The 25,584-nt window shown below is 62.9% G+C and carries 21 protein-coding genes; 5 read left to right on the top strand and 16 right to left on the bottom strand.

Going from position 1 to position 25,584, the window contains the following annotated elements:
* Positions 1–21 precede the first annotated feature (21 nt).
* From guaB to QRN04_RS12885, 7 genes are all read right to left on the bottom strand, one after another.
* The gene (gene guaB, locus QRN04_RS12915; RefSeq protein ID WP_284976425.1) at positions 22–1,533 is read right to left on the bottom strand and encodes an IMP dehydrogenase; all 1,512 of its coding nucleotides are present in this window, start codon (positions 1,531–1,533) and stop codon (positions 22–24) included.
* 244 nt (positions 1,534–1,777) lie between these two features.
* Positions 1,778–3,841 (bottom strand): acyltransferase family protein, encoded by a 2,064-nt coding sequence (locus QRN04_RS12910; protein ID WP_284976424.1) that lies wholly within the window; start codon positions 3,839–3,841, stop codon positions 1,778–1,780.
* Between the two features lie 154 nt (positions 3,842–3,995).
* Positions 3,996–5,117, bottom strand: coding sequence for a flavin-containing monooxygenase (locus QRN04_RS12905; RefSeq protein ID WP_284976423.1), 1,122 nt, complete (start codon positions 5,115–5,117; stop codon positions 3,996–3,998).
* Positions 5,118–5,291: 174 nt separating this feature from the next.
* Positions 5,292–6,944, bottom strand: coding sequence for a response regulator transcription factor (locus QRN04_RS12900; RefSeq protein ID WP_284976422.1), 1,653 nt, complete (start codon positions 6,942–6,944; stop codon positions 5,292–5,294).
* Positions 6,945–7,119: 175 nt separating this feature from the next.
* Positions 7,120–8,733 (bottom strand): chaperonin GroEL, encoded by a 1,614-nt coding sequence (groL, locus tag QRN04_RS12895; RefSeq protein ID WP_284976421.1) that lies wholly within the window; start codon positions 8,731–8,733, stop codon positions 7,120–7,122.
* 84 nt (positions 8,734–8,817) lie between these two features.
* Entirely contained in the window at positions 8,818–9,114 is a 297-nt protein-coding gene (groES, locus tag QRN04_RS12890) for a co-chaperone GroES (protein WP_284976420.1), read from the bottom strand.
* 190 nt (positions 9,115–9,304) lie between these two features.
* Complete coding sequence (locus QRN04_RS12885; protein WP_284976419.1) at positions 9,305–9,748, bottom strand: hypothetical protein; 444 nt, start codon at positions 9,746–9,748, stop codon at positions 9,305–9,307.
* Positions 9,749–9,815: 67 nt separating this feature from the next.
* Between QRN04_RS12885 and QRN04_RS12880 the strand changes: the two genes are divergently transcribed.
* Positions 9,816–11,066, top strand: coding sequence for a THUMP-like domain-containing protein (locus QRN04_RS12880; RefSeq protein ID WP_284976418.1), 1,251 nt, complete (start codon positions 9,816–9,818; stop codon positions 11,064–11,066).
* Here QRN04_RS12880 and QRN04_RS12875 read toward each other — a convergent pair.
* Positions 11,063–11,875 (bottom strand): shikimate 5-dehydrogenase, encoded by an 813-nt coding sequence (locus tag QRN04_RS12875; RefSeq protein WP_284976417.1) that lies wholly within the window; start codon positions 11,873–11,875, stop codon positions 11,063–11,065. The two genes, QRN04_RS12880 and QRN04_RS12875, sit on opposite strands and share 4 nt — an antisense overlap.
* Before the next feature lie 125 nt (positions 11,876–12,000).
* Between QRN04_RS12875 and QRN04_RS12870 the strand changes: the two genes are divergently transcribed.
* Complete coding sequence (locus QRN04_RS12870; protein WP_284976416.1) at positions 12,001–13,152, top strand: glutamate--cysteine ligase; 1,152 nt, start codon at positions 12,001–12,003, stop codon at positions 13,150–13,152.
* Positions 13,153–13,190: 38 nt separating this feature from the next.
* Here QRN04_RS12870 and tsaD read toward each other — a convergent pair whose 3' ends face one another.
* The 6 genes from tsaD to QRN04_RS12840 all read right to left on the bottom strand — a co-directional run bounded on the left by tsaD (position 13,191) and on the right by QRN04_RS12840 (position 18,468).
* Complete coding sequence (gene tsaD / locus QRN04_RS12865) at positions 13,191–14,288, bottom strand: tRNA (adenosine(37)-N6)-threonylcarbamoyltransferase complex transferase subunit TsaD (protein ID WP_284976415.1); 1,098 nt, start codon at positions 14,286–14,288, stop codon at positions 13,191–13,193.
* Positions 14,285–14,803 (bottom strand): ribosomal protein S18-alanine N-acetyltransferase, encoded by a 519-nt coding sequence (gene rimI, locus QRN04_RS12860; RefSeq protein ID WP_284976414.1) that lies wholly within the window; start codon positions 14,801–14,803, stop codon positions 14,285–14,287. The genes tsaD and rimI overlap by 4 nt, the downstream gene beginning before the upstream one ends.
* Positions 14,804–14,816: 13 nt before the next feature.
* Positions 14,817–15,488, bottom strand: a complete 672-nt coding sequence (tsaB, locus tag QRN04_RS12855; RefSeq protein WP_284976413.1) for a tRNA (adenosine(37)-N6)-threonylcarbamoyltransferase complex dimerization subunit type 1 TsaB — start codon at positions 15,486–15,488, stop codon at positions 14,817–14,819.
* Positions 15,488–16,063, bottom strand: a complete 576-nt coding sequence (gene tsaE, locus QRN04_RS12850; protein WP_284976412.1) for a tRNA (adenosine(37)-N6)-threonylcarbamoyltransferase complex ATPase subunit type 1 TsaE — start codon at positions 16,061–16,063, stop codon at positions 15,488–15,490. Before tsaE ends, tsaB begins: the two co-directional genes overlap by 1 nt.
* Positions 16,060–17,286: an alanine racemase gene (gene alr, locus QRN04_RS12845; protein ID WP_284976411.1), complete on the bottom strand. Its 1,227-nt coding sequence runs from the start codon at positions 17,284–17,286 to the stop codon at positions 16,060–16,062. Before alr ends, tsaE begins: the two co-directional genes overlap by 4 nt.
* An 87-nt stretch (positions 17,287–17,373) precedes the next feature.
* On the bottom strand, positions 17,374–18,468 hold the full coding sequence (locus QRN04_RS12840) for a carbohydrate kinase family protein (RefSeq protein ID WP_284976410.1): 1,095 nt from the start codon (positions 18,466–18,468) through the stop codon (positions 17,374–17,376).
* 46 nt (positions 18,469–18,514) lie between these two features.
* Here QRN04_RS12840 and QRN04_RS12835 point away from each other — a divergent pair, with 46 nt between their 5' ends.
* The 3 genes from QRN04_RS12835 to QRN04_RS12825 all read left to right on the top strand — a co-directional run bounded on the left by QRN04_RS12835 (position 18,515) and on the right by QRN04_RS12825 (position 23,162).
* Positions 18,515–19,933, top strand: coding sequence for a family 4 glycosyl hydrolase (locus QRN04_RS12835; RefSeq protein ID WP_284976409.1), 1,419 nt, complete (start codon positions 18,515–18,517; stop codon positions 19,931–19,933).
* Positions 19,934–20,111: 178 nt separating this feature from the next.
* Positions 20,112–21,356: a D-inositol-3-phosphate glycosyltransferase gene (gene mshA / locus QRN04_RS12830; protein WP_284976408.1), complete on the top strand. Its 1,245-nt coding sequence runs from the start codon at positions 20,112–20,114 to the stop codon at positions 21,354–21,356.
* A 117-nt stretch (positions 21,357–21,473) separates the two neighbouring features.
* Complete coding sequence (locus tag QRN04_RS12825; RefSeq protein WP_284976407.1) at positions 21,474–23,162, top strand: formate--tetrahydrofolate ligase; 1,689 nt, start codon at positions 21,474–21,476, stop codon at positions 23,160–23,162.
* A gap of 76 nt (positions 23,163–23,238) precedes the next feature.
* Here the strand turns inward: QRN04_RS12825 and QRN04_RS12820 are convergent, their stop codons facing one another.
* Entirely contained in the window at positions 23,239–24,324 is a 1,086-nt protein-coding gene (locus tag QRN04_RS12820; protein ID WP_284976406.1) for an inositol-3-phosphate synthase, read from the bottom strand.
* Positions 24,325–24,504: 180 nt separating this feature from the next.
* Positions 24,505–25,542, bottom strand: coding sequence for an L-glyceraldehyde 3-phosphate reductase (mgrA, locus tag QRN04_RS12815; RefSeq protein WP_284976405.1), 1,038 nt, complete (start codon positions 25,540–25,542; stop codon positions 24,505–24,507).
* Positions 25,543–25,584: the final 42 nt, after the last annotated feature.

Here is a 25,584-nt window from a genome sequence, read left to right as displayed (position 1 = left end):
CTGTTACGGCAGGCTGGCGCCTCAGCGGGAGCCGTAGTTCGGCGCCTCCACCGTCATCTGGATGTCGTGCGGGTGGGATTCCTTGAGGCCGGCTGGCGTGATGCGGACAAACTTGCCGCGCGCCTTGAGCTCAGGGATGGTGGGAGCACCCGTGTAGAACATGGTCTGGCGGAGCCCACCCACCAGCTGGTAAGCAACGGACGCCAGCGGGCCGCGGAAGGCCACGCGCCCTTCGATGCCTTCGGGAATGAGCTTGTCGTCACCGGAAACGTCTGCTTGGAAGTAGCGGTCCTTGGAGTAGGACGTGTTCTTCCCGCGTGACTGCATGGCGCCGAGGGACCCCATACCGCGGTAGCTTTTAAACTGTTTGCCGTTGACGAAGATGAGGTCGCCCGGGGACTCCTCGCAGCCGGCCAGGAGGGAACCGAGCATCACGGTATCGGCACCGGCAACGAGGGCTTTTCCGATGTCACCTGAGTACTGGAGTCCGCCGTCGGCGATCAGCGGCACGCCGGCAGGGATGGCAGCCTTCGCGGACTCGTAAATAGCCGTGATCTGGGGAACGCCCACACCGGCCACCACACGGGTGGTGCAGATGGAGCCAGGCCCAACGCCCACCTTGATACCGTCAGCACCGGCGTCGATCAATGCCTGTGCCCCCTCGCGGGTTGCGGCCTGGCCACCGATAATGTCCACATGTGCGGCAACGGGATCGGATTTCAGGCGGGCAATCATGTCCAGCACACCTTGGGAGTGGCCATTTGCCGTGTCCACGAAAAGGGCGTCTACGCCGGCGTCGATCAGGGTCATGGCGCGCTCCCAACCATCGCCGAAGAAGCCAATGGCAGCGCCCACGCGAAGGCGGCCTTCGTCGTCCTTGGTCGCCAGGGGGTACTGCTCTGCCTTGGTGAAGTCCTTGGTGGTGATGAGGCCCTTCAACCGGCCCTGCTCGTCCACCAGGGGAAGCTTCTCGATCTTGTTGGTGGCCAGCTTGTGCGAGGCTTCCTCGCGGCTGATGCCCACGTGCCCGGTGATGAGGGGCATCTTGGTCATGGCGTCGCTGACGCTCCGCAGCGGGAAGTCCGACTCGGGAATGAAGCGGGTGTCGCGGTTGGTGACGATGCCAAGGAGCCGCCCGTCGGTGTCCACCACGGGCAGGCCGGATACCCGGTAACGGGAGCAAAGCTCATCGAGCTCCTGCAGGGTCGCTTCCGGACCGATGGTCAGCGGGTTGGTGATCATCCCGGATTCGCTGCGCTTGACGCGGTCCACGTGCTCGGCTTGGTCAGCGATGGACAGGTTGCGGTGCACGACGCCGAGGCCGCCCTGGCGTGCCATGGCGATTGCCATGCGCGACTCAGTAACGGTGTCCATGGCGGCAGAAAGCAAGGGGGTCTGCACGCTGATCCGCTTGGAAATACGGGATGAGGTGTCAGCCTCGGACGGAATGACATCGGTGTGTCCGGGGAGCAACAGGACGTCGTCGTACGTCAGGCCAATGAAGCCAAAGGGATTGTGTTCGGGCTGGGTCATGAGTGTGCGCCTCTTACCTGGGTTCTGGGGGCTTAACTGGTAGGGGTTGCAACTGATGACCAGCCCGTCATTACGGGACTGGCCTGTGCATAGTTACTTCAATGGCATATTTACTTCAATGGCGGAACGGGCCGCCGGTATTGAATAAATAGTAGAACCTCAGCGGCAATCGCCATATTCCACGACGCCTGACTGTGAGCAACGGCACGTGCGGTTCTCGTTGCCGGCAGTCCTAGCAGGCCAGCTATTGTTGCCAGCCCGTGGCGGCAAACCAGCGTGCATTGAACGTGTCCCCCATGCTGGCCACATAGGTCTTGGACAGATGGTTGTCATCCAGGTAGACGAACATATTCCCCACCACCGGTGAACACTCGACGCCGTCACACACGAGGTCGGTCATGTCCAGGAACGCTGCGTTAGCGAAGGACCCCTGGACCGCCGCGAAGGGGCTTTGCGGGGCGAGAACATTGGTTTCCTTGGACTTGCAGGCCGCATTGTCCGCACCCTTGGACAGCGCACACTCGGTGACGTTGAAGTTGTACCTGGGGTTATCACGGATGGCTACCACCTGCACACCGAGGTCGTTGAAGGTTTTCACCGTCTGCGCGAAGCCGTCCACCAGCTGCTCGTTTGGGGAGGAAGGGGAAGCATCAGTTCCCACCATGAACACTGCACTTGGCTTGTTGGCCTCCACGTATTTCAACGCGGCGGCGTTGAAGGTGTTGCACTCCGCACTCGCGGCCGGCGTCTCAGGCATCGTCCGACAACCACCCAGGAGCAGGGAGGTCACTTTCCAGTGCTCGGCCTGCGCAAGGGGGGCCAGTGCCCCCATCCACTGCTGAGCGTGGGAGTCGCCGAGCACCACGATGGACTTGGTGGCATCATCGCCGACGTCGTTCTGTTGGCAATTGGCCTGAAGCAGCTTGTCGCTTGGCTTCGACGTGCCTTGGCACGATCCGCCGAGGTTGGCCCAGTCCTTGGGGAGCTGGGCTGCGGTAGGCAACGTCTTGGCACCGGCGCTGACAAGGTTGACATAGCCGGGAAGGAGCGCGGCCGCTCCCGGATTATCGTTGAAAGCCTGGGTCTCGGCGGCCCGTTGATCCATGAGCTGCTTGTACTGGAAGCCCAGCAAGGGCCCGGAGACCAGGGCCAGGCATGCCACGATAGCTATGAGCGCACGGCGCCGTTTCACCTCGGGCCATTTCCATTGCCTAAATGGCTTCTCTACGAATTTGGTGGTGACGAACGCCAGCGTCAGTGCCGTGGCTATGATCACTGTTCCGGAGAGCCACCCGGCGTGGGACTTCCCACTCCAGGCAAGCGCGATGACCAGGATGGGCCAGTGCCACAGGTACAGCGCGTAAGAGTTATCTCCCAGGCGGACCAGGAACTTTGAACTCAGTATCCGGTCCGCTCCCCAGCGGCTTCCGGTTTGTCCCGCCGCGATCACCGCGGTGGCGGCGAGCGTGGGCCACAGGGCAAGGAAACCCGGGAACGCCGTCTGGACCTGGAGGACGATGCCGCAACTGAGCATCGCCGCCACACCTACCCAGCCCATGGCGATCCGGACCGGCTGGCTCAGCTTGAGGAAGGGCAATGCCAGTGCCAGAAGGGTGCCCAGGGCAAATTCCCACAGACGGGCAAAGGTATCGAAGTACGCCACCGCTTGGTTCTGGGCAGTGAAAATGATGGAGTACGTCAGGGACGCGGCAAAGATGATGGCGAAGACGTAGGCCAGGCAGGCACGGTAGCGCAATCGGAAACGGCGGCACAGCAGGGCCACCACGGCAAAGATAACCGGCCACATGATGAAAATCTGGCCCTGGATGGACAGGGACCAGAAGTGCTGCACCGGGCTCGCCAGGCTGTGGTCCGCAGCGTAGTAGTCCACCGCCAAACTTTGCAGGAGCCAGTTTTCAAAGTAGAACAACGAGGCCCAGACCTGATGGACCACATCCACCCACCGCGTTGCCGGCAGGAAGGCGAAAGTGGCTGCGAGGGTTGCGAGCAGCACCACGACGACGGCGGGAAGCAGCCGCCTGAACAAGTGCAGCCAGTGCCTGACGAGGTCCATGGCGCGGCCTTGTTCATAGCGCCTGGTGAACTGCAAGGTCATGAGGAACGCGGAGATCAGCAAGAAGACATCAACACCCCCGGAGACCCTGCCGATCCAGACGTGGTAACTGACCACCATGAGCACAGCCAATGAGCGAAGACCTTGGATCTCGGGCCGGTAATTCGGCTTTCCAACGGCTCCAGCAGCCCTCCTGTCACGTCGGGTGGGGGCTGGGATCGTTGGCGTAATCACGTTGGTGGTTCCTCAAAGCAGCGGCACAAAGTATCCATGTTACGCGGCTCGGTCACAAGCCCCCAGTGGAATGCTCGCCCTGACCGCGTCTTCGCTGTCCATTAGCTCAAATCCAGCTATGCGTTTTCCCAGCCTTCCCTGTGCGCTACCTGTGCTATGCCATCCGTCGCTCGGCCGTGGGCGCGGACACCTTCGCGGCTTCACGGGTCATCGATATCCTGCGGGCCAGGTATTTTGCATCCTGTGTGACCCCGGGCAGCGTGGCGGAGGCTGCGGAATACAGGAACTCCTGGCCAAGGAAGTAGAGCCCGTGAACTTTATCCGCTACTCCCCTGGTTTGCGCCGGGCTGCCGTGCCCGTCAAAAGCCGGCAGCTTCACCCACAAGTAATCCTCGTGGTAACCGGTGCACCATATGATCGTGGCCGCATCGATTTCGGTCCCATCCTCCAAAACTGGTTGACCCCCGGAGACGCCGGCCAGCCTGGGAACCAGGCTCACGCCCGAGGCCGCCAGGTCTTTGGTCTTAGTCCGGATCAGGGGCGCTGCCATGGACTTGAACCTGGGGGCCACCTTCCGTCCGATAGGGGTGTTTAGGTTAAGGATGTGCAAGCCAGCGAACCGGACAATGGGCAAGCCGAAACGGGCCGCCGTCCGCCCGTGCCGCATGGGCAACTCGCCGCTGGGCTTGCCTGCGAGCACAGTGTGGTGGCTACGGCCTGTCTCCAGCGCGATCTCCGCCCCCGAGTTGCCGAGCCCGACCACCAGAACGGTCCCCTGCCGCAATTGCCCCGGATTCTTGTAGTCCTGCGAATGCAGCTGAAGTATCCTCGGGTCCAATTCCGATGCGAAGGGTGGCGTTTTGGGTATGCGGTGCCCACCCCTGGCAATAACCACGTTACTGGCGTGCCATGTGTGATCTTTTGAGATGACGATGAATCTCTGCCCGTTATGGCGGATCTCGTCCACACGGGTAGCCGGACGGAATGGAAGATCGAAGCGGCGGACGTACCCTTCCAAGTAGTCTGCGAGTTCATCCTTCGGGGGAAAGGCCAGGGGGTCGCCTGGGAAGGGAGCCTCCGGAAGTCCGTCGTACTTGGCCGGGGTGAAGAGCCGCAACGAGTCCCACCGTTGACGCCAGGCCTCCCCTGCCCTGGCATTCTCGTCGAGAATCACGAAATCCCGCCCTTCTCGGGCAAGCCAATACCCAAGCGCCAGACCCGCCTGACCACCGCCGACGATGACGGTGTCCACTTCTGTGTGCTGCCTCGTGTCCATGGTGCATTCCTTCCTGCTGGCTCTCGGCAACGGGTGCCGATACAGCCACGCTAGGCGGCCGGGGGCTCGCGCCGCGTCGGGTGAAATACGCATTCCTCGTGGCAGGACATGGGTATTTAGGCGCACTCAAGAGCGCGTAGGCGTGGGTGTCCTCAGCCCTACATCAGCAATGGGCTACGAAAAAGGTAGCGGGCCACCATTGACCAGGCGGTGCTGGAAGGCAAAACTGGTCGCTGCGGCCCTGGAGGGCACCGCGAGTTTGGAGAGAATGTTGCTCACGTGACGGGCGACTGTCTTCTCGCTAAGGTAAAGCTCACGCGCGATGCTCCTGTTCGTGCGGCCGCCCGCAATGAGGCGCAGTACTTCCAGCTCCCTGGCGGTCAGCTGGGACTCGCCTTTGGGCTTTTCGCCGCTTAGTTCCAAGACTTCAGCCACGGCCGGTAGTGCACCAAGATCGACGAATTCGGCCTTGGCAGCCTCGAACTCCATGGCCGCCGAGTCCGCATCGCCCATTGCGGCACATGCCCTGCCCACGAGCACCCTGCAACGCGCTGCCTCGTAGGGCGCTTCCAGGCTGTACCAGAGCCGCCAAGCGCGTCTGCCTGCTTGAAGGGAAGATGCGGGGTCCTCGGCGAGCAGAACTTGGGCTTCAGCCTGGGCGGCAAGTGCCAACTCCAAGGGGCGGCTTTGATGGTTCAAGGGCGCAGCCAATTCATGTGAGGCGGCCTTGGCGGCCTCGAGATTGCCCGCGGCCAGTTCGACGTCGACCAACGCCGGCAACAGGCGACGCCGGTTGGCTGCGTCCGCGCCCTCCACGGCCCGGCGTATGGTGGCCCGCGCCTGCTGCGTCCGGTGCTGGGCCAACTGGAGGAAGGCTATCCCGGGAACGGGTTCGAAGCCCGTCTCTGCCGCCATGGCGTAAGCCGCTCCTGCTTCTTCGAATGAACCCCTCAGCCGAAATACTTCCCCTTGTTGGTACCACGCACCGAAAGTGGCATCAGGATCGCCTTTCCTAACCCGGCCTTCGGCCGAACGGGCCACCGACATTGCGTCGTCCCATGCACCGTGAAGAATGAGCAGCTCTGCACGGTGCGCCTGGCATTGCCCACTGAACATGACCATGTCGGGACGGTCTCCGCACCAGCGTTCCAACGCCACCGTCCACTCTTGGGCGCGTTGGACATCGTGGGCAAGGCGGCAACTGCCCAGCACCGCGCAGTAGATGATTCCCGCAGGAATGGGAGAGACCTCCCCTGCACCCACCGCAACCATGACCTCATCCAGGAGCTGAAGCCCTTCATCCGTATGCCCGAGGGACACTTGCGAGGTTCCTACGCCCAGCAATCCCATTGCCTCCAGGTCCTTGTCATGGGACGCAAGCCCCATGTCCAAGGCGCGGCTGAACAAGGCATGCCCGGCTTCCGGATTGCCGGCACGTAATGAGCCGAGCCCGGCTGGAATGAGCAAGTATCCCTCGGCGGCACTGGGACCTTTCATTCCCTCCAGCAAATGCTTGGCACGCGATAGCCAGCCGTTGCCACGTGCCTCCTCGCCCATGTCCATGAGGAAGAGGACCAGCCAAGCGGCGCAGCGCGCTGCACTGTCCGTATCTCCAAGGGTCAGGAATTCGTCGTGCGCCCTGGAAAGGTAGTCAACGCCTTCCATTGTCAGCCCGAGCAGCATCGCAACCGATGCCGCCAACTCGATGTCCGCAGGCGGCAATCCCCCTTCGGTGTCCGCCCGGGCCAGGTAATCCAACGCATCCCCCCATCGGCGCTCGAAGTACGCCGAGCGGCCGAGGTCCAACGCTGTGGCCGGTGCTGTCATGACTCACCCTGCAGGGTAGCGGCCCGGTGTTCGCCCGAAACCGCCCTAATAGCGTCAGGTTACTGCCGCCGTCGGACGCGTCACAATAGGCCGCCCTACTGGTCCTACGCGTTACTGTCCTACACGGCAAAAGCCCCGGCCACCAAAAACAGTGACCGGGGCTTTGGAGGGCAGTTTAGTGCTGGTGCCCTGCGTGTGCGTCTTCTTCTTCAGCGGGCTTCTCGACAACCAAGGTCTCAGTGGTGAGAACCAAGGCTGCGATGGAAGCGGCGTTGCGAAGGGCCGAACGGGTGACCTTGACGGGGTCGATCACGCCAGCGGCGATCAGGTCCTCGTACTCGCCGGTCTTGGCATTGAATCCGTGGTTGGCTTCAAGTTCGGAGACCTTGGAAACAACCACGAAGCCATCAAAGCCGGCGTTCTGGGCGATCCAACGCAGGGGCTGGATGAGGGCCCGGCGGACAATGCCCACAGCAGCTGCAGCATCCCCCTCAAGCGCCGCAACGGCTTCGGACTCGTCCAGCGCCTTGAGGGCGTGGATAAGTGCGGAACCGCCACCGGAAACGATGCCTTCTTCAAGGGCGGCACGCGTGGAGGAAACAGCGTCCTCGATGCGGTGCTTCTTTTCCTTCAGCTCAACCTCGGTGGCTGCGCCAACCTTGATGACGCCGATGCCGCCAGCGAGCTTGGCCAAGCGTTCCTGCAGCTTCTCCCTGTCCCAGTCGGAGTCCGTACGGGTGAGCTCGGCGCGAAGCTGCGCAACACGATCGGCTACGTCCTCAGCGGTGCCGGCACCATCGACGATCGTCGTGTTGTCCTTGGTAACCGTGATGCGTCGTGCGGTACCGAGGACCTCCAGGCCCACGGTGTCCAGGCTCAGGCCAAGGTCCGGGGAGACAACCTGTGCCCCTGTGAGCGTGGCGATGTCCTGCAGCATGGCCTTGCGGCGATCGCCAAAGCCGGGAGCCTTGACGGCGACAACGTTGAGCGTGCCGCGGATGCGGTTCACGATCAGGGTGGACAGGGCCTCACCCTCGATGTCTTCGGCAATGATGAAGAGCGGCTTGGAGGCCTGCAGTGCCTTTTCCAGCAGGGGCAGGAATTCCTGCAGCGAGGAAATCTTGCCCTGGTTGATCAGGATCAAGGCGTCTTCGAGGACAGCTTCCTGCCGTTCCGCGTCGGTGACGAAGTACGGGGACAAGTAGCCCTTGTCGAACTGCATGCCCTCAGTGAGGACCAATTCCGTCTGCGTGGTGGAGGACTCTTCGATGGTGATGACGCCATCCTTGCCCACCTTGCCGAACGCTTCTGCCAGCAGTTCGCCGACCTCGTCGCTCTGCGCGGAAATAGCAGCAACGTTGGCTACCTGGGTGCCTTCAACTTCGCTGGCGTTCTCCAAGAGACGTGCTGCGATGGCTTCGACGGAAACTTCGATGCCGCGCTTGATCTCACCCGGAGCCGCGCCTGCAGCTACGTTGCGCAGGCCTTCCTTGACCAGGGCCTGGGCCAGGACGGTGGCTGTGGTGGTGCCGTCACCGGCGACATCGTTGGTCTTGGTTGCTACTTCCTTGGCCAACTGTGCGCCAAGGTTCTCGTAGGGGTCGTCAAGTTCGACTTCACGGGCGATGGTCACGCCATCGTTGGTGATCGTGGGAGCGCCCCACTTCTTGTCCAGCACGACGTTGCGGCCGCGCGGACCAAGCGTCACCTTGACAGTGTTGGCGAGCTTGTCGATACCGGCCTCAAGAGACCGGCGGGCAGCATCGTTAAAAGCAAGCTGCTTTGCCATGGTTATGTCCTTTCAAGACGGAAAACCCGCACCGCCGTTGGTCGGAATAGATCCAACGCGGCTGCGGTGCGGGGCTCCAGGAAGTTACTTTACGACGATCGCCAGAACGTCGCGGGCGGACAGAACGAGGTACTCGTTGCCGCCGGTCTTGACTTCGGTTCCACCGTACTTGGAGTAGATAACGACGTCGCCGACAGTTACGTCGACCGGAACGCGGTTGCCGTTGTCATCGAAGCGGCCGGGGCCGACTGCAACAACTTCGCCTTCCTGCGGCTTCTCCTGTGCGGAGTCCGGAATGACCAGTCCGGAAGCGGTGGTCTGCTCTGCTTCGAGCGGGCGAACAACAATACGATCCTCAAGAGGCTTAATCGAGACCGACACTCGGACTCTCCTTTTCATGAGCTGATTCATGGACTAAGAACTAGGGTGCCGATGCGTACATCCGTCGTCGCGGTGCCGGTGGACGCTTGGCGTAGTTAGCACCCTCCGGGGGAGAGTGCTAACTAGACTCTATGTAAGTGGTTAGCACTCGGTCAAGGCGAGTGCCAGCATTTCGTCCATAGGTGAACTCCTACCTGCCCGTCAGGTCGTCGAGGTGGTAGCTCTCGCCGTCGTCGTTTCCGTCAGGCTGGACGACGTCCCGGTTGAGGTACAACACCAGCGCGGACGCCAAGGCTACGACGGCGGAAACCACCAGCGCGATGATCCCGCCTATGCGGGCGCCGCTGTAGAGGTCACGGATCTGCCGCGCTTCATCGGTAGCATCGCTGACGCTCTTGCCGCTGACTGAGTAGGCGGCTGCGTTGAAGGAATCGAGGACGAAGAGGATGACCAGAAAGGCGATGCAAACCACGGCAATCACAGCTCCTGCGATCAAAACAGGACGGGCCGATGCCACGAGCGGGTGACGGTCCGGATGACCTGGAGCCAATGGCGCTACCGGACGCTCCGTGTCCGGGTTGTGGCTGCCGGAGTTGTTGGCGTCGGAGGGCTGCGGGGCTGCGTTGTCTTCCATGAAAACAACCCTAGCTGGCCTGATACCAAGTCACGATGCTGCGACGTAGCCCATTAGGCTTGATGCCATGTCCCACGCACCGCAGGAACAGATTGCCCCCTTGCTGACCACTGAGGGCTGGGAACTCCTTGCCTCCCTGGGCCCCTACCGGGAGGCCGAGGCTTTCACCGTCAACGCCGACCTCCGGAAAGCGGGACACGCGCCCGAACTGGTGGCAGCAGTGCTGACACAGTCACGCCTCCGGACCCGGGCGGAGGCCAAGTTCGGCGAATTCGCGCGTCAAATGCTCTTCACGCAGGCAGGCTTGGAGCAGGCCACGCGGCTGACGGTTGCTGCCCGCCACGCTGAACGTTTTGCCGCATCGGGAATAGCCCACGTAGCGGACCTCGGTTGCGGCCTCGGTGCCGATTCCATGGCGATGGCATCGTTGGACATCGCTGTCACCGCCGTGGAGATTGACGAAACCACTGCGGCCTGCGCCACCATCAACCTCATCCCGTTCCCCCACGCCACGGTGGTGCATTCAGATGCGACGTCGGTGGACCTCGACGGGATCGACGGCGTGTGGATGGACCCGGCACGACGCACCACGTCCACGTCCGGCACCAAGAGGATCTGGGATCCTGAGGCGTTCTCTCCCCCGTTGTCCTTCGTGGAGGCAGTAGCATCCACAGGCCGGGCCGTCGGTGTGAAGATGGGGCCCGGCATACCCCACGACTCCGTTCCGGACGGCTGCGAAGCCCAATGGGTTTCGGTGGGCGGGGATGTCACAGAGGCTGCGTTGTGGTTCAACGCGGTGGCCCGGCCGGGCGTCCGGCGCGCGGCACTTGTCCTCAGTTCGCAGGGCGCCGCGGAAATAACCAGCGGCGAGGATTTCGACGGCGGTCCTGTTGCCGCCGTCGGGCCGGTTGAGGGCTACCTATACGAACCGGACGGCGCCGTGATCCGCGCGGGCTTGGTGGCCGACGTCGCGGAAAAGCTGGGCGGCCACCTGGTGGACGAGCACATCGCCTATATTTGCGCACCCGGACTTCACGACACTCCGTTTGCCCATGCTTACAGGGTGCTTGACGTGATGCCCTACAACGTCAAAGCCCTCAAGTCATGGGTCAAAACCAACGGCATCACTGTGCTGGACATCAAGAAGCGCGGCACATCCGTGACCCCGGAAGAGCTGCGGAAACAGCTGCTCCCCGGGAAACCGGACAAGTCACTCACGGCCAAGACCGCCACCTTGGTCCTCACCCGGATCGGCGAAGAGAGGGTGGCAATCGTGGTGGAGGCTGCGTCCTTTGCCACGGGCAGCGTGGAAGCCTAGCGGCGCGAGAATTCCGAGGCTTCCCGCACCTGCCCCGGCGTGGGACGCACACCGGTGTAAAGGACAAATTGTTCCTCGGCTTGGATGGCAATGACCTCGGCGCCGGTGATAACGGGCTTTCCGGCTCGGCGCGCCGCTGCGATGAGCGGAGTCTCCGAAGGCAGTGCGACGACGTCGAACACCACCTCCGCGGCCGCGATAGCTGCGTCATCAAAGGACTGGACCGCTTCATCTGAGCCGGCCATGCCCAGTGGCGTGACGTTGATGATGAGGTCGGCAGTGGACCCGTTGACCTCGGCCTGCCATTCAAAACCGTAGAGACCCGCCAGCGCACGGCCGCTGGTTTCGTTGCGGGCCACAATGGTGACCGCAGTGAAGCCGGCATCCCGCAGGGCAGCTGCAACAGCTTTGGCCATGCCACCGGCACCACGGAGCAGGACGGTATGGCTGTTGGGGACTTCGTGGTCTTTCAGCAGCCGCGCGATGGCGATGTAGTCAGTGTTGTAGGCGGTCAGGATGCCGTCGTCGTTCACAATGGTGTTGACCGAATCGATGGCCTTGGCCGATGGGTCCATGACATCGACAAGGGCGATGACGTCTTCCTTGTACGGCATGGACACCGCCGCTCCCCGGATCGGAAGGCCGCGGATACCGGCAACGGCAAGCGCGATGTCCGTTGGGGCGAACGCCTTATAGACAAAGTTCAAGCCGAGCAGATCATACAAGTAGTTATGGAACCGGGTGCCGATGTTGCTGGGCCGGGCCGCGAGCGAAATGCACAGGGACATGTCTTTGTTCAGGATGGGCATCCACCCATTTAACACCTCGGCCACCGGCAAGAAACGTAGTTCGCCCTGCATTAGACTTGAGCCGACCGCTGGCGGCCCTGCAGCGGGGCCGTGTCCGGCTCAGACAAGACCAACGAGGGGACTACGTGCAGATTGATTTTGCGCCATCCAGGCAATCGACACTGGGTGTGGAATGGGAGCTGGCGCTCGTCAATGCACGTACGGGAGAACTGGTCTCCGTAGCAAATGAGGTCCTCAAAGGCGTCGCTGCAAACCACCCCGACCTCAACGAAGACGACGAGCACCCGCACATCAAGCGTGAACTCCTTCTCAATACCGTCGAACTGGTGACCGGGATCTGCGAAACCGTCCAAGAAGCCAAGGAAGACCTGAGCCGGTCCCTGGCAGCCGTCCGCGAAGTCACGGACCCCATGGACGTTGAAGTATTTTGCGCTGGAAGCCACCCCTTCAGCCCGCCCCTGCTGCAACCCGTCACCGACAAAGAGCGCTACGCCAAGTTGATCGAGCGCACCCAATGGTGGGGACGCCAAATGGTGATCTATGGTGTGCACGTCCACGTGGGCATCGACCGCCGCGATAAAGTCCTGCCGATCCTGGACGGCCTGGTGAACTACTTCCCGCACTTCCAGGCCCTCTCCGCCTCCAGTCCGTTCTGGGCAGGCGAGGAAACCGGCTATGCATCACAGCGTGCCTTGATGTTCCAGCAGCTTCCCACTGCAGGCCTTCCCTTCCAGTTCGAGACTTGGGAAGCGTACGAGTCCTATGTCCAGGACATGTTCACCACCGGGGTGATCGACTCCACCTCCGAGATCCGCTGGGATATCCGTCCGGTTTCGAACTTGGGCACCATCGAAATGCGTATCTGCGACGGTTTGGCCAGCCTCGAGGAAGTGGGCGCAATTGCTGCGCTCACCCAATGCCTGGTGGATGAGTTCTCCACCATCCTGGACGCAGGCGGTTCCATTCCCACTATGCCGCCGTGGCATGTGCAGGAAAACAAGTGGCGCGCTGCCCGCTATGGGTTGGAAGCCATCATCATCCTCGACGCCCAAGGCAACGAGCAGTTGGTCACCGAGCACCTGGCAGAAACTGTTGCGAGGTTGGAGCCGGTGGCAGCGAAGCTTGGCTGCACGGATGAGCTGGCGGACGTCCTTAAGATCATCGAACGCGGCGCCAGCTACCAGCGCCAACGCCGGGTAGCGGCAGAGCATCACGGCGACCTGCGCGAAGTTGTCATGGATCTGGTTCAGCAGATGCGCAAAGGGCCGGACGCGTAGCACCGCCTCCTGAAACCGCCTGGCACCGCTCCATGAAACTAGGCCGGCACCGACACCGTGGTCACCGGCATGGACGAGTCCGGAGCGAAAGACACACCGCTCGGACCAACTCCCGCCATCACCAACTGTGCCCCGAGCGCGGCCACCATGGCCCCGTTGTCCGTGCAGAGGTTGAGGGGCGGAACGTGGAGCTTGATGCCGGCGGAGGCACAGCGCTGGGCCGTCAGCTCCCTGAGCCGGGAGTTGGCCGCGACTCCCCCACCGAGCAGGACATCGCTAATGCCATGCTCTTTGCAAGCCAGGACGGCCTTGGACGTGATGACATCCACCACGGCTTCCTGGAAGGACGCGGCAATATCGGCAACGGGCACTTCGTCTCCGCGGGCTTCGAACTGTTCAACGCAACGGGCCACGGCCGTCTTCAGGCCGCTGAAGGACCAGTCATAGCGGTGCGGTCCCTTGGCTTCGGCTGTGCCCATGTACTTGGGCTGTGTCAGTCCGCGCGGGAAACGGATGGATTTCGGGTTGCGAAGCCGGGCGAGTTTGTCGATCGCCGGTCCACCGGGATAACCCAGGCCGAGAATCCTGGCCACTTTGTCGTAAGCCTCTCCGGCGGCGTCGTCGATGGTGGAACCGAGAAGTTCCACATCGCCTGTGATGTTCCGGATCCGCAGGATCTCTGTGTGCCCGCCGGAGACCAGAAGCGCGCCCAACGACGCTGGCAACTGTCCGGCGTCGGACGACTTTCCGTCGAGCAGCCCAACACCAACGTGCGCCACCAGATGGTTGATCGCGTACAGCGGTTTTCCGGTTGCCACCGCGAGCGCCTTGGCAGCACAGACACCCACCATGAGGGCACCTGCGAGGCCGGGCCCCGATGTCACGGCGATGGCGTCGATGTCTTCCAACGTGACCCCGGCCTCGTGCAACGACTCTTGGAGCGTCGGCACAAAAGCATCCAGATGGGCCCGTGAAGCGATCTCGGGGATGACCCCGCCAAAGCGGACATGCTCGTCCATGGACGAGGACACTGTGTTGGTCAGCAGCGTGGTTCCGCGGACAATTCCGACGCCGGTCTCGTCACAGGATGATTCGATGCCCAGGACCAGCGGCTGCTTGGGAAGTGCGGCGCTCACCAGGTGGCTCCTTCTGTGGGGGTGGATTCGTTGGGACGCGGTCCGGCCAGCGGCAGGCGCATGATCAACGCGTCGGTTCCGTCGCGGTAGTACCGCGGGCGAATGTGGATCTGTTCAAAGCCGAAGCGAAGGTAGAGCTTCTGGGCCCTGGGGTTGTCTGCCCGCACCTCCAGGAGAACGTCCGCCGCATGCCGGCGTCGGGCTTCGTGGATCAGTTCGGTCAGGATCGCTGAGCCGATCCCCTTGCCTTCGAATTCAGGCACGACGGCGATCGTCTGGACATCGGCGATGGGCTCGATGCACATCAGGCCGGCGTAGGCGACGATCTCCCCCGCGACCTCAGCCACCAGGTAGCGCCTGGTTTCGGGCTGGGCGAGTTCGTCGAAAAACATCTGCAGCGGCCAGGCATCGACGGGAAATAGCCGGCGTTCAAGGGCCTCGACGGCGGGAATGTCGGCTTCGGTCATCTCACGCAGGCAAACCCCCGCGAGCTCGAGTTGGGGAGGCAGTTTCACGGTTTCCGTCCCATCAGAGCGCCCGCTTCCTAGGGCCCGGCACTTGGGCGTCCGATTCCCGTAAGTACAAGGGAGTGGAGTCCAGCAGCGGTTTGCCTGCGGTGAGCCGGGCCATCGCAAACTGGCCCAAGGCCGCTGCGTTCGGCTGCGCATCGGCGAAGTCCGCGTCGGCGCGCAGGACGTCCGGATAGAGGCCCGCACCAGCACCGAACACGGGGAGGTCGGGCAAATCGGCAGCGAACCCGACATGAGGACCGTCCAGCAATTCAGGCAATTGGCCCTCTGTGGCCGCGTATCGAGCCCAGTAGACCTCTTTGCGCCGTGCGTCGGTGGCAACGAGGAACTCAGGAGCCGCTGCGGTGGACTCGGCCACCTCCAATGCAATGGCGTCCAAACTCATGAGCCCATACAGGGGCTTGTTCCACACAAAAGCCAGCGTCCGGGCGGTTGCAATGCCGGAGCGCAATCCCGTGAAGGGTCCAGGCCCGACGCCGGTCACGATCGCATCGATGTCCGCTCCCGTAACCCCTGCGCCGGCCAGGAGCTTTTCGATTCCCGGGGCGAGGACTTCGGCATGGCTCCGGGTGTCCTCCGTGGCGAAGGAGTCGATGACTCCTTCCATCGCGATGTCCGAAATGAGGGCCGCACTGGCAACTGCGGAGGTGTCTATGGCCAAAATAAGCATCAGTTTCCTCCCCCAAGGGACGTGGACTCCAGCAGTTCCGGAGCTTCGGACCAGCGCGGCCCGAAGCCGCGGAAGACCATGGTGCGGGGTTCGTCGTCGTCATCGGTATCGAAGTCCATAACCTGCTCCGTGCCGGCCGCAACAGACTCTCCGCCCACCGAGCGATGCAAGTCCACTTCAAGGCGGCTCTCGGAGAGATGCTCCACCCGGTCACGCCCCCACTCCACCACCGTCACGGCGGTGTCCATGGTGTTTTCCAAGTCGATGTCGTCGATTTCGGCCGCCGATTCGAGCCTGTACGCGTCAACGTGGACCAGGTCCGGGCCGCCGGGACGGGGGCCTTCCGGAAGATTCGGGTGGATCCTCACCAACACGAAGGTGGGCGAGATGATACCTGCGCGGACCCCGAGTCCCTCCCCGAGGCCTTGGGTGAAAGTCGTCTTGCCGGCGCCAAGTTCTCCTGTGAGGACCACGAGGTCCCCGGCCTCCAGCAGCCCGGCGAGCGCGGCAGCGAGCGCGTGCGTTTGTTCCGCCGTCGTGACCGTTACGGTCCGCTCCCATTGTGGTCCGTTCACGGGGTCGCCGTCCCGGTGGGCTGGGTAGGCAGCTCGTTCAGGTAACTGCGGGGAACCCTTGGGCTGATGCGCGTGACGATCTCGTAGTTGTTGGTGCCCGCAGCCGCTGCCCAGTGGTCCGCGGTCGGTCCGCCGTCGGCTCCATCACCGAAAAGCACGGCTTCGGCGCCCTTGAGGGCGGTTGCTTCCTCCGCCGTCAGCGGCCCGAGGTCGATGACCATTTGGTCCATCGCGATTCGGCCGACCACCGGATAGTTTGTGCCGGCGACGCGTACGGGGCCACCTGTCGCGATGCGGGGCACGCCGTCGGCGTATCCCAACGGCACCAGGCCCAGGGTGCTCTCTTCCTTGGTCCGGTAGTTCAGGCCGTAGGAGACGCCCTGTCCCTGCGGCACCTTTTTACAGTTGGACAACAGTGTGCGGACGGTCATGGCGGGGTGGAGGCCGAGCTCAGCGGAGGTGACGCCGTCGAACGGTGACAGTCCGTAGACGCCCAAGCCGACCCGGACCAGGTCAAAGTGCGAGTCGGGGCGGGACAATGTGGCGGGTGTGTTGGCGATATGCCGCACTTCGGTATCCACACCGGCGTCCTCGGCGATGGCGATGGCTTCACGGAACAGTTCCAGCTGGGCATCCGTTTCAGGCCGCTCCGGCTCATCGGCCACAGCAAGGTGCGAGAAGATTCCCACCACCCGGAGAAGGCCCTGGTCCTGGTAGTCCATTGCCTGTCCCACCAGGTGGTCCCATTCCCCAATGGGGCAGCCATTGCGGCCCAAGCCGGTGTCGACTTTAAGGTGCACGCGTGCCGGGCGCTCCTGGTCGCGGGCGGCGGCGACCACGGCGTCCAGCTCCCACCCGGAAATTCCGACGTCGATGCCCGCGGCGACAGCTGCCTGGAAGTTGCTCTCGGTGGTGTGCAGCCAGGCAAGCAGTGGCGATTCGATTCCCGCGGCGCGCAAGGCGAGCGCCTCGGAGATGTGCGCGACACCAAGCCACGCCGCTCCGGCGTCGAGTGCGGCGCGGGCGACTTGCACGGCTCCGTGACCGTAAGCGTCGGCTTTCACAACCGCCATCACAGCTGCGGGGGAGGCAATACCGGCGAACTGGCGGACGTTGTGCCGCACGGCTTCGAGGTCGATCAGCGCGGAACGTTCAAGCACCGCCGATCTCGCGATGGGGGTGGTGGACCCGATACCGATATCTGCAGCTGCTTCGTAAGTCACCCTAGAGATTCTAGTGCTGCCAGTGATACGGGCTTAATCAGAGGTTGGTGACTGGTCAGTTTTGGCAGACGTCTGTTGCGAAAAAACCTACTGGGCATCGGACAGGTGCGCGATGGTTGCCTTGGCGCGCCGCTGGGCGCCAGCGGGTATGTCTTTCAGGATCGGCTCCAAGAACGCGAACCGCCGGATCCACTGGCTCGACTGCCGTTCCTTCCGGGCGTTGGCGCGCTGCCACCAGTCGGCAATGTCGCCCCAGCCGGGCGCGGCCAACGAGCCTCCCACCTGCTGGACGGCGAGGGACGCGCACAAGTTCGCGAACCGCAACCTGTCCCCGAGCCGCCACCCCGCCAACGAACCCATGATGAAGGCCGCGCTAAAGCAGTCTCCGGCGCCGGTGGGATCGTAGGCCGACACCGGCAGCGACGGCACCCACTCCTCCTCCCCTGTCTCCGAGTCCACGGCCACGGCGCCTTGCACGCCGAGCGTCACCACGGCCACGGGAACGCGATCGGCCAACGAGTACAGTGCTGCCCAAGGATCGTCCTTGCCCGTGAAGGCCATGGCTTCAGGAGCGTTGGGCAGGAAGGCGTGGAAATTCTCCAGTTGGTCCAACCGGCGCTCGGACCACTTTCCGCTGGGATCCCAGCCCACCACTCCGAAGAGTTTTGTGCCCGCGGACTTCACCGCATGCATCCATGGTTCGAGTTCTTCGCCCAGATCGGCGACGGCGGCCAAGGCCTTGGGTGGTTCGCCCATCAGCTCTGTGGCACTGATCGGGGCCGGGTGCCCATGGGTGACCATGGAGCGGTCCTGGTTGACGCACATGGACACCGTTACCGGGGAGTGCCAACCGGGCACCCGTTGGGACAACGAAAGGTCCACGTGCTCTTGGCTTTCAAGGATCTGCCAGTTGTAGTCGCCATATCCGTCATCACCGAAGGTGGCGGCGAGGCTCGTGCGCAGGCCCAGTCTGGCCGCAGCGATTGCCTGGTTGGCCACCCCGCCGGGGCAACTCCCCATTCCTTCGGACCAGACTTCGGTGCCCGGCTCGGGCGAGTGAGGCAGGCCCGTGAAGATGATGTCTTGGAAAACCGTTCCCGTGAGTAAAAGATCGCAGGCTCCGGTCGCATCCTTGCGCACGGCCGCAAGGGGATCGAAGCGGCGCTGGGGCAAAGCGTCCATGCACCGCACACTACGCTGCGGCCACTTTGCTGCATAGACTCAACCCATGCGGCTCATGATCGCCGGCGGCGGCGGATTCAGGGTTCCCCTGGTGTACCGGGCCCTTTGCTCGGGTCCCTTCGCGGGGCTGGTCAGCGAACTGGTCCTTTACGACGTCGACGCTGGGCGCTTGGCCGCCATTGACGCGGTGCTACGGGACATGCCGGTGGCCGAAGGTTGCCGGCCCGTCGTCGTGGTTTCCACCGATCTGGCCAGGTCCTTGGCGGGGACGGATATGGTCTTTTCCGCGATCCGTCCAGGTGGCACAGCCGGGCGCATCGCGGACGAACGCATCGCTTTGGACCTGGGCCTGCTGGGCCAGGAAACCACCGGAGCGGGCGGCATTTCCTACGCGCTGCGGTCCATTCCCACCATGCTGGAGCTGGCCGAAGCCATGCGGGCCCATTGCCCCGATGCGTGGCTGATCAATTTCAGCAACCCGGCAGGCATGGTCACCGAGGCGTTGGTCCCGGTGCTGGGACGTCGGGTCATTGGCATCTGCGATTCCGCTGGCGGGCTGGTGCAGCGCGCCGCACGCGCCGCGGGCGTTCCGTTAGGCGACGGAAAGCTCGACGGCGTGGGCTACTACGGACTGAACCACCTCGGTTGGCTTTATCGGCTGGCGCCCGCAGGCCACGACGTCCTGCCCGATCTGTTGGCTGACCACCAAGCCCTCGAATCGATGGAAGAGGGCCGCTTGTTTGGGCAACACATGCTGCAAAAGCTCCGCTGCCTACCCAATGAGTACCTCTATTACTACTACGAGACGGACCACGCCACCGCTGCCATCCGGGCCCTGAAGGAAACACGCGGGGCCGCCATCCACCATCAGCAGGACGCCCTGTACCCAGCCTTGACGGCTTCCTCCCATGCCTACGCGCTCTGGGAATCCGCCCGACGTGCCCGGGAGGAGGGCTACTTGGCCGAGGCGCGCAAGAACGGAGAGGAGCGTGACGAGGATGATCTCGCCGGCGGTGGGTATGAGCGCGTTGCCTTGTCCGTGATGCGGGCCTTGGCTGGCGGGGGAAGCACCGAATTGATCCTGAACGTGCCAAACTTCCCTGTGGCCGCATCGTTGCGCCCTGGAACTGGCTCGCCCGAAACCGGCTCGCCCAAAACTGCCGTGCCCGGCTTGCCCGAGACCGCCGTAGTCGAGGTGCCCTGCGAAGTCACATCCGACGGCGCCCTGCCGCGCGCGCAGGAACGGCCCGCCGGGCAGTTCCTGACCTTGATGCGGCACGTCAAGGAAGTGGAGCAGTTGACCATCCGGGCCGCGCGGGACGGTGACCGGGAAGCGGCCCTCCAGGCTTTCGCCGCGCACCCGCTCGTGGGATCCACAGCAATCGGAAAACAGTTGTTGGAAGGATACGAGACGGCTTTCCCGGCCCTTCGGTCCTTGTGGGCGCGCGATTCCGGCCTCAGTTAAAGACCGCCTCAGTTAAAGCAAACTTCGATTAAAGCACACCTCGGTTAACACGCGGCTTTGCCAACACGCGCCTCTGGTTAGCGCAGGCCGCATAGCCTGACGCCACTACAGCGCGACGCAGGAGTACTGTTTTCTGCAGGGCAAAGATGGTTTTGCTGTGGCTGTCAGGAGGAAGTTTGTGCCGTTGATCCGCCGTGTGGCGTTGCTTTCCTTGCATACTTCCCCCATGGAGCAACCCGGCGCCGGGGATGCCGGAGGCATGAACGTCTACGTACGGGCACTGGCCATGGCCATGGCGGAATCCGGTGTGGAGGTAGAGATCTTCACCCGCTCCACCAAAGCCGGCCAACCCGCCGTCGAACATCCCGGGCCCGGCGTCTGCGTCCACAACGTCCTGGCAGGGCCGCCCCGGAAGCTGCCCAAGGAGGAGCTCCCCGAACTCTTGCACCAAATGGTGGAACAGATCGACAAGATCCGCCACCAGCAACTCCACGGCCGCTATGACGCCATCCATTCGCATTACTGGGTCTCCGGAGTGGCCGGCTTGGAGTTGTCCGAACTGTGGGGTGTTCCACTGGTGCACAGCATGCACACCATGGCCAAGGTCAAGAACCTGGTCCTGGAAGCCGGCGAACGGCCGGAACCGAGGCGTCGCGAGGACGGCGAGCAGCGAATCGTGGACGGCGCCTCCCGGCTCATCGCGAATACGTCCGCGGAAGCCGCTGAACTCGTTTCCCACTACGGCGCGGACATCGACCGGATAGATGTGGCGCCTCCGGGCGTGGACCTTAAGGTGTTCACGCCGTCGTTCCGCAGGAAGGCACGGACAGAGCGCAAGGTCAGGCCGGACAGTTTCCATCTTGTCTTTGCCGGAAGAATCCAACGCCTCAAAGGTCCCCAGATCTTCGTCAAAGCCGCGGGCATCCTGCGCAAGCGCCGTCCGGATATCGACCTTGAATTGACTATCCTAGGTTCGCTCAGTGGCGCCAAAGACTTCAACCTCCAGCAAATCATTGACGAAGAGGGACTGCACGACGTCGTCACCCACCGCCCGCCGGTGATCGCACCCGAGCTCGCCGGCTGGTTTAGATCTGCCGACGTGGTGGTCATGCCGTCCTTCAGTGAATCCTTCGGACTGGTTGCCTTGGAAGCACAGGCGTGCGGGACCCCGGTAGTGGCTACCAATGTCGGCGGCCTGTCCAGGGCTATTTCAGACGGCCGCACCGGCATCCTGGTGGACGGCCACAACCCCAGCCACTGGGCTGATGTCCTGGAGGACTTGTTCGACGACGCGCAGACGCGCGAAGACATGGGTAGGCTTGCCGCGGTGCATGCTGAATCATTCGGCTGGAAGCACACGGCCGACATCACGATGGAAAGCTACCGCGAAGCGGCCTCAGGGCTGCTCGTCCCACGGCATTAACGACCCTCCGCCGGTTCACGGGTACGGCCTGATAGGTTGATGCGAAACGTAGGCTATCCGGGGATTCCCGTTTCCCGCCGCCTACGCGCAGCGCAAGCCCTGAGCCGAAGGACAACGATGTCTGAGAATAAGGTCCCCTCCGATCTGGACATTGCCCACAACGCCGCCATCTTGCCCATCGAGGAAATCGCCACGCGCGCATGCATTCCTGCGGACGCTTTGGAGCTCTACGGCCCCTACAAGGCCAAGATCCTGCCCGGGAAGCTGCGCCTCCAAGACAGTAAAGCGCCCGGCAAGGTGGTCCTGGTCTCTGCCATGTCGCCTACTCCTGCCGGGGAGGGGAAGTCCACAACAACCGTGGGTCTTGCCGACTCCTTGGCGCGGGCCGGACACAAGGTCATGATCGCGCTTCGCGAACCCTCGCTGGGACCGATCCTTGGCATGAAGGGCGGGGCCACGGGAGGCGGCTACTCGCAGGTGTTGCCGATGGATGACATCAACCTGCATTTCACGGGTGATTTCCACGCCGTCACCTCGGCCAACAATGCGCTGATGGCTTTGGTGGACAACCATATCTTCCAAGGAAATGCGCTCGGAATCGATCCGCGCAGAATGACCTTCAAGCGCGTCTTGGACATGAACGACCGCTCATTGCGGGAAGTGGTCATAGGCCTGGGTGGACCAACCCAAGGGGTACCACGGCAAGACGGTTTCGACATCACGGTGGCCTCGGAGATCATGGCGGTTTTCTGCCTGGCCAGCGACCTCGACGACCTGCGACGCCGCTTAGCGAACATCACTTTCGGCTACACCTATGACCGGGCGCCGGTCACTGTCGCGGACCTCGGTGTTGAGGGAGCACTGACCCTGTTGCTCAAGGACGCGATCAAGCCAAACCTCGTCCAGACCATAGCCGGAACGCCCGCGCTGGTTCACGGTGGCCCTTTCGCCAATATCGCGCATGGATGCAATTCCCTCATAGCAACGCGCACGGCTACCCGGCTCGCGGACATTGTTGTCACCGAGGCCGGGTTCGGCGCTGACCTTGGGGCCGAAAAGTACATGGACATCAAGGCAAGGATCTCGGATGTGGCGCCTTCCGCCGTCGTGGTGGTTGCGACAGTCCGGGCCCTCAAAATGCAAGGCGGCGTCCCCAAGGACCAACTCAGCGAGCCCAATGTGGCGGCGGTGGCCGCAGGAGTCGCCAACCTCAAACGGCACCTGGGCAACGTGGCCAAATTCGGGATTTCCCCGCTGGTCGCGATCAACAAATTCGGAACGGACACCGCCGAGGAACTCCAGTGGCTGCTGGATTGGTGCCGGGCAGAAGGTGTCCAGGCCGCCGTGGCCGATGTATGGGGCAAGGGCGGTGGGGGCGACGGCGGCGACGACCTGGCCGCCAAGGTGGCCGCTGCGCTGGAGGCTCCGTCGTCTTTCCGTCACCTTTACCCGCTGGAGCTCAGCATCGAGGACAAGATCACCACGATTGTGCGCGAGATTTACGGTGCCGACGGCGTGGAGTTCTCGGTCCCAGCGTTGCGGCGTTTGGCCGAGATTGAGAGAAACGGGTGGAGCGGGCTACCGGTGTGCATGGCCAAGACCCAGTACTCGTTCACCGATGACGCCACCAAACTGGGTGCCCCAAGCGGATTCACGGTCCACGTCCGGGAGCTCATCCCTAAGACGGGCGCAGGTTTCATCGTGGCGTTGACCGGTGCTGTGATGACGATGCCCGGGCTTCCCAAAGAACCGGCAGCGATGCGCATGGACGTTGACGCCCAGGGCAACCCCACGGGCCTCTCCTAGGGCCGCCCAGCAGCGTAGCAAACGGCAGGCGCCCTCCCACCTTGGGTGGAAGGGCGCCTGCAGAAGCTATTCGGTTTTAGCGTTCGATGTCGCCGCGGATAAAGGCCTCGACCTTTTCGCGGGCGATGTCATCGTTGAACTGCTCCGGCGGGGACTTCATGAAGTAGCTGGAAGCCGAGAGCAGCGGGCCGCCGATGCCGCGGTCCAGGCCGATCTTCGCTGCACGGATGGCATCGATGATCACACCCGCAGAGTTCGGTGAGTCCCACACTTCGAGCTTGTACTCCAGGGACACGGGGGCGTCGCCGAAGTTGCGGCCCTCGAGGCGGACGAAGGCCCACTTGCGGTCATCAAGCCACGCAACGTAATCGGACGGTCCGATGTGGACATCGTCAGCATGCAGTACGGCCTCGACGTTGGAGGTCACGGCCTGCGTCTTGGAAATCTTCTTGGACTCGAGGCGGTCCCGCTCAAGCATGTTCTTGAAGTCCATGTTGCCGCCGACGTTGAGCTGGTAGGTGCGATCCAGCGTGACGCCGCGGTCTTCGAAGAGCTTGGCCATGACGCGGTGCGTGATGGTGGCACCGATCTGGCTCTTGATGTCATCTCCCACGATCGGAATGCCGGCTTCGGTGAACTTGTCAGCCCATTCCTTGGTTCCGGCGATAAATACGGGCAGGGCGTTGACGAAAGCCACGCCGGCGTCAATGGCACACTGTGCGTAGAACTTTGCGGCCTGTTCGGAACCCACCGGCAGGTAGCACACCATGACATCGGCTTTCGCTTCACGAAGGGCCGCAACGATGTCGACGTTTTCCTCGGGAGCTTCGACGATGGTTTCGCGATAGTACTTGCCCAAGCCATCCAAGGTGTGGCCGCGCTGGACAGTTACGCCGGTGGAAGGAACGTCGGCGATCTTGATGGTGTTGTTTTCGCTGGCGCCGATGGCGTCCGCAAGGTCCAAGCCCACCTTTTTGCTATCGACGTCGAAGGCAGCAACGAACTGGACGTCATTGACGTGGTACTGACCGAACTCAACGTGCATCAGACCCGGGATCGTGGCCGTAGGGTCGGCGTCACGGTAGTACTGAACACCTTGGACCAGCGATGCAGCGCAGTTACCTACGCCGACAATGGCAACACGAATCGGATGTGAAGACACGGAACTCCTTTTGAGACTAAACCTCAGGTGCCTCGCGCCGTTCCAAATGGTTTCGGAACGCGACGAATGGGCACGGCGCCACTTGGCGCACACCTTGCATTGTATCGAACACATCGGGGGCAGGTTTTGTTCCCGCCACGTTGGCCACCGGCCCCCGATGTTCGACTCTGCAGCCTCCTGCTACTTCTGTGCCCAGAGGTTGATATCAGATTCGACGGCAAACTCATCGATCGCGGTCAGCTCATCCGTGGTGAAAGCAAGGTTGTTGATGGCGCTGAGAGTGTCCTCCAGTTGTGCCACGCTGGAGGCACCAACCAGGGCGGAGGTCACCGGGGAACCCTTGGGCTGGTCACGAAGGATCCAGGCAATGGCCATCTGTGCCAGGGTCTGGCCACGGCCCTCAGCGATGGCCTTGAGGCCGCGCACGCGGTCCAGCTTTTCCTCCGTCAACTGGGATTCGGACAGGAAGCGGTCCTTCGCAGCCCTGGAATCTGCAGGAATACCGTTGAGGTAGCGGTTGGTGAGCATCCCTTGGGCCAGTGGCGAGAACGCGATGGATCCCGCGCCCACCTGGTCCAAGGCCTCGTACAGGTTGGGGGAACCATTCTCCGTCCAACGGTTAAGCATGGAATAGCTGGGCTGGTGGATGAGCAGGGGTGTTCCGAGCTCTTTCAGGATCCGGGCCGCCTCGAGCGTCTGTTCGGGAGTGTAGGAGGAGATGCCGGCGTAAAGGGCCTTGCCTGAGCGGACGGCGTAGTCGAGGGCGCCCATGGTCTCTTCAAGCGGCGTCTCGGGGTCCGGGCGGTGGCTGTAGAAGATGTCCACGTACTCCAAGCCCATCCGCTCCAAGGACTGGTCAAGGCTGGAGATGAGGTATTTCCGGGATCCCCACTCGCCGTAGGGGCCGGGCCACATGTAGTAGCCGGCCTTGGTGGAGATGATGAGTTCATCGCGGTAGGGCTTGAAGTCTTCCTTCAGGTGGCGGCCGAAGTTCGTTTCGGCAGATCCGTCCGGAGGCCCGTAGTTGTTGGCCAGGTCAAAGTGGTTCACGCCGAGATCGAACGCGCGGCGCAGGATGGCGCGCTGTTCATCGAAGCGTTTGTCATCACCGAAGTTGTGCCAAAGGCCCAGCGAGATCGCAGGGAGTTTGAGTCCGCTGCGTCCGACGCGGCGGTAGGGCATGGTCTCGTAGCGGTCGTCCGCAGCCGAATAAGTCATACGTTCTATCCTGCCACTGCCGGTTGCGGGGTGACGGCGCTG

Origin of the sequence: Arthrobacter sp. efr-133-TYG-104 (genome assembly GCF_030208915.1) — a bacterium.
Lineage (GTDB): Bacteria > Actinomycetota > Actinomycetes > Actinomycetales > Micrococcaceae > Arthrobacter.
The sequence above is the reverse complement of the archived record's forward strand: the minus strand, read 5'-3'. Positions and strand labels throughout refer to the sequence as shown.

What these genes read in the sequence shown, in the direction of transcription:
- QRN04_RS12875 (WP_284976417.1), bottom strand. Translation starts at nt 11,875, where the DNA reads ATGCCCATCCTGAACAAAGACATGTCCCTGTGCATTTCGCTCGCGGCC.
- QRN04_RS12835 (WP_284976409.1), top strand. Translation starts at nt 18,515, where the DNA reads ATGCGGCTCATGATCGCCGGCGGCGGCGGATTCAGGGTTCCCCTGGTG.
- groL (WP_284976421.1), bottom strand. Translation starts at nt 8,733, where the DNA reads ATGGCAAAGCAGCTTGCTTTTAACGATGCTGCCCGCCGGTCTCTTGAG.
- QRN04_RS12905 (WP_284976423.1), bottom strand. Translation starts at nt 5,117, where the DNA reads ATGGACACGAGGCAGCACACAGAAGTGGACACCGTCATCGTCGGCGGT.
- QRN04_RS12825 (WP_284976407.1), top strand. Translation starts at nt 21,474, where the DNA reads ATGTCTGAGAATAAGGTCCCCTCCGATCTGGACATTGCCCACAACGCC.
- QRN04_RS12840 (WP_284976410.1), bottom strand. Translation starts at nt 18,468, where the DNA reads ATGGACGCTTTGCCCCAGCGCCGCTTCGATCCCCTTGCGGCCGTGCGC.
- QRN04_RS12885 (WP_284976419.1), bottom strand. Translation starts at nt 9,748, where the DNA reads ATGGAAGACAACGCAGCCCCGCAGCCCTCCGACGCCAACAACTCCGGC.
- mgrA (WP_284976405.1), bottom strand. Translation starts at nt 25,542, where the DNA reads ATGACTTATTCGGCTGCGGACGACCGCTACGAGACCATGCCCTACCGC.
- tsaB (WP_284976413.1), bottom strand. Translation starts at nt 15,488, where the DNA reads ATGCTTATTTTGGCCATAGACACCTCCGCAGTTGCCAGTGCGGCCCTC.
- guaB (WP_284976425.1), bottom strand. Translation starts at nt 1,533, where the DNA reads ATGACCCAGCCCGAACACAATCCCTTTGGCTTCATTGGCCTGACGTAC.
- QRN04_RS12880 (WP_284976418.1), top strand. Translation starts at nt 9,816, where the DNA reads ATGTCCCACGCACCGCAGGAACAGATTGCCCCCTTGCTGACCACTGAG.
- QRN04_RS12900 (WP_284976422.1), bottom strand. Translation starts at nt 6,944, where the DNA reads ATGACAGCACCGGCCACAGCGTTGGACCTCGGCCGCTCGGCGTACTTC.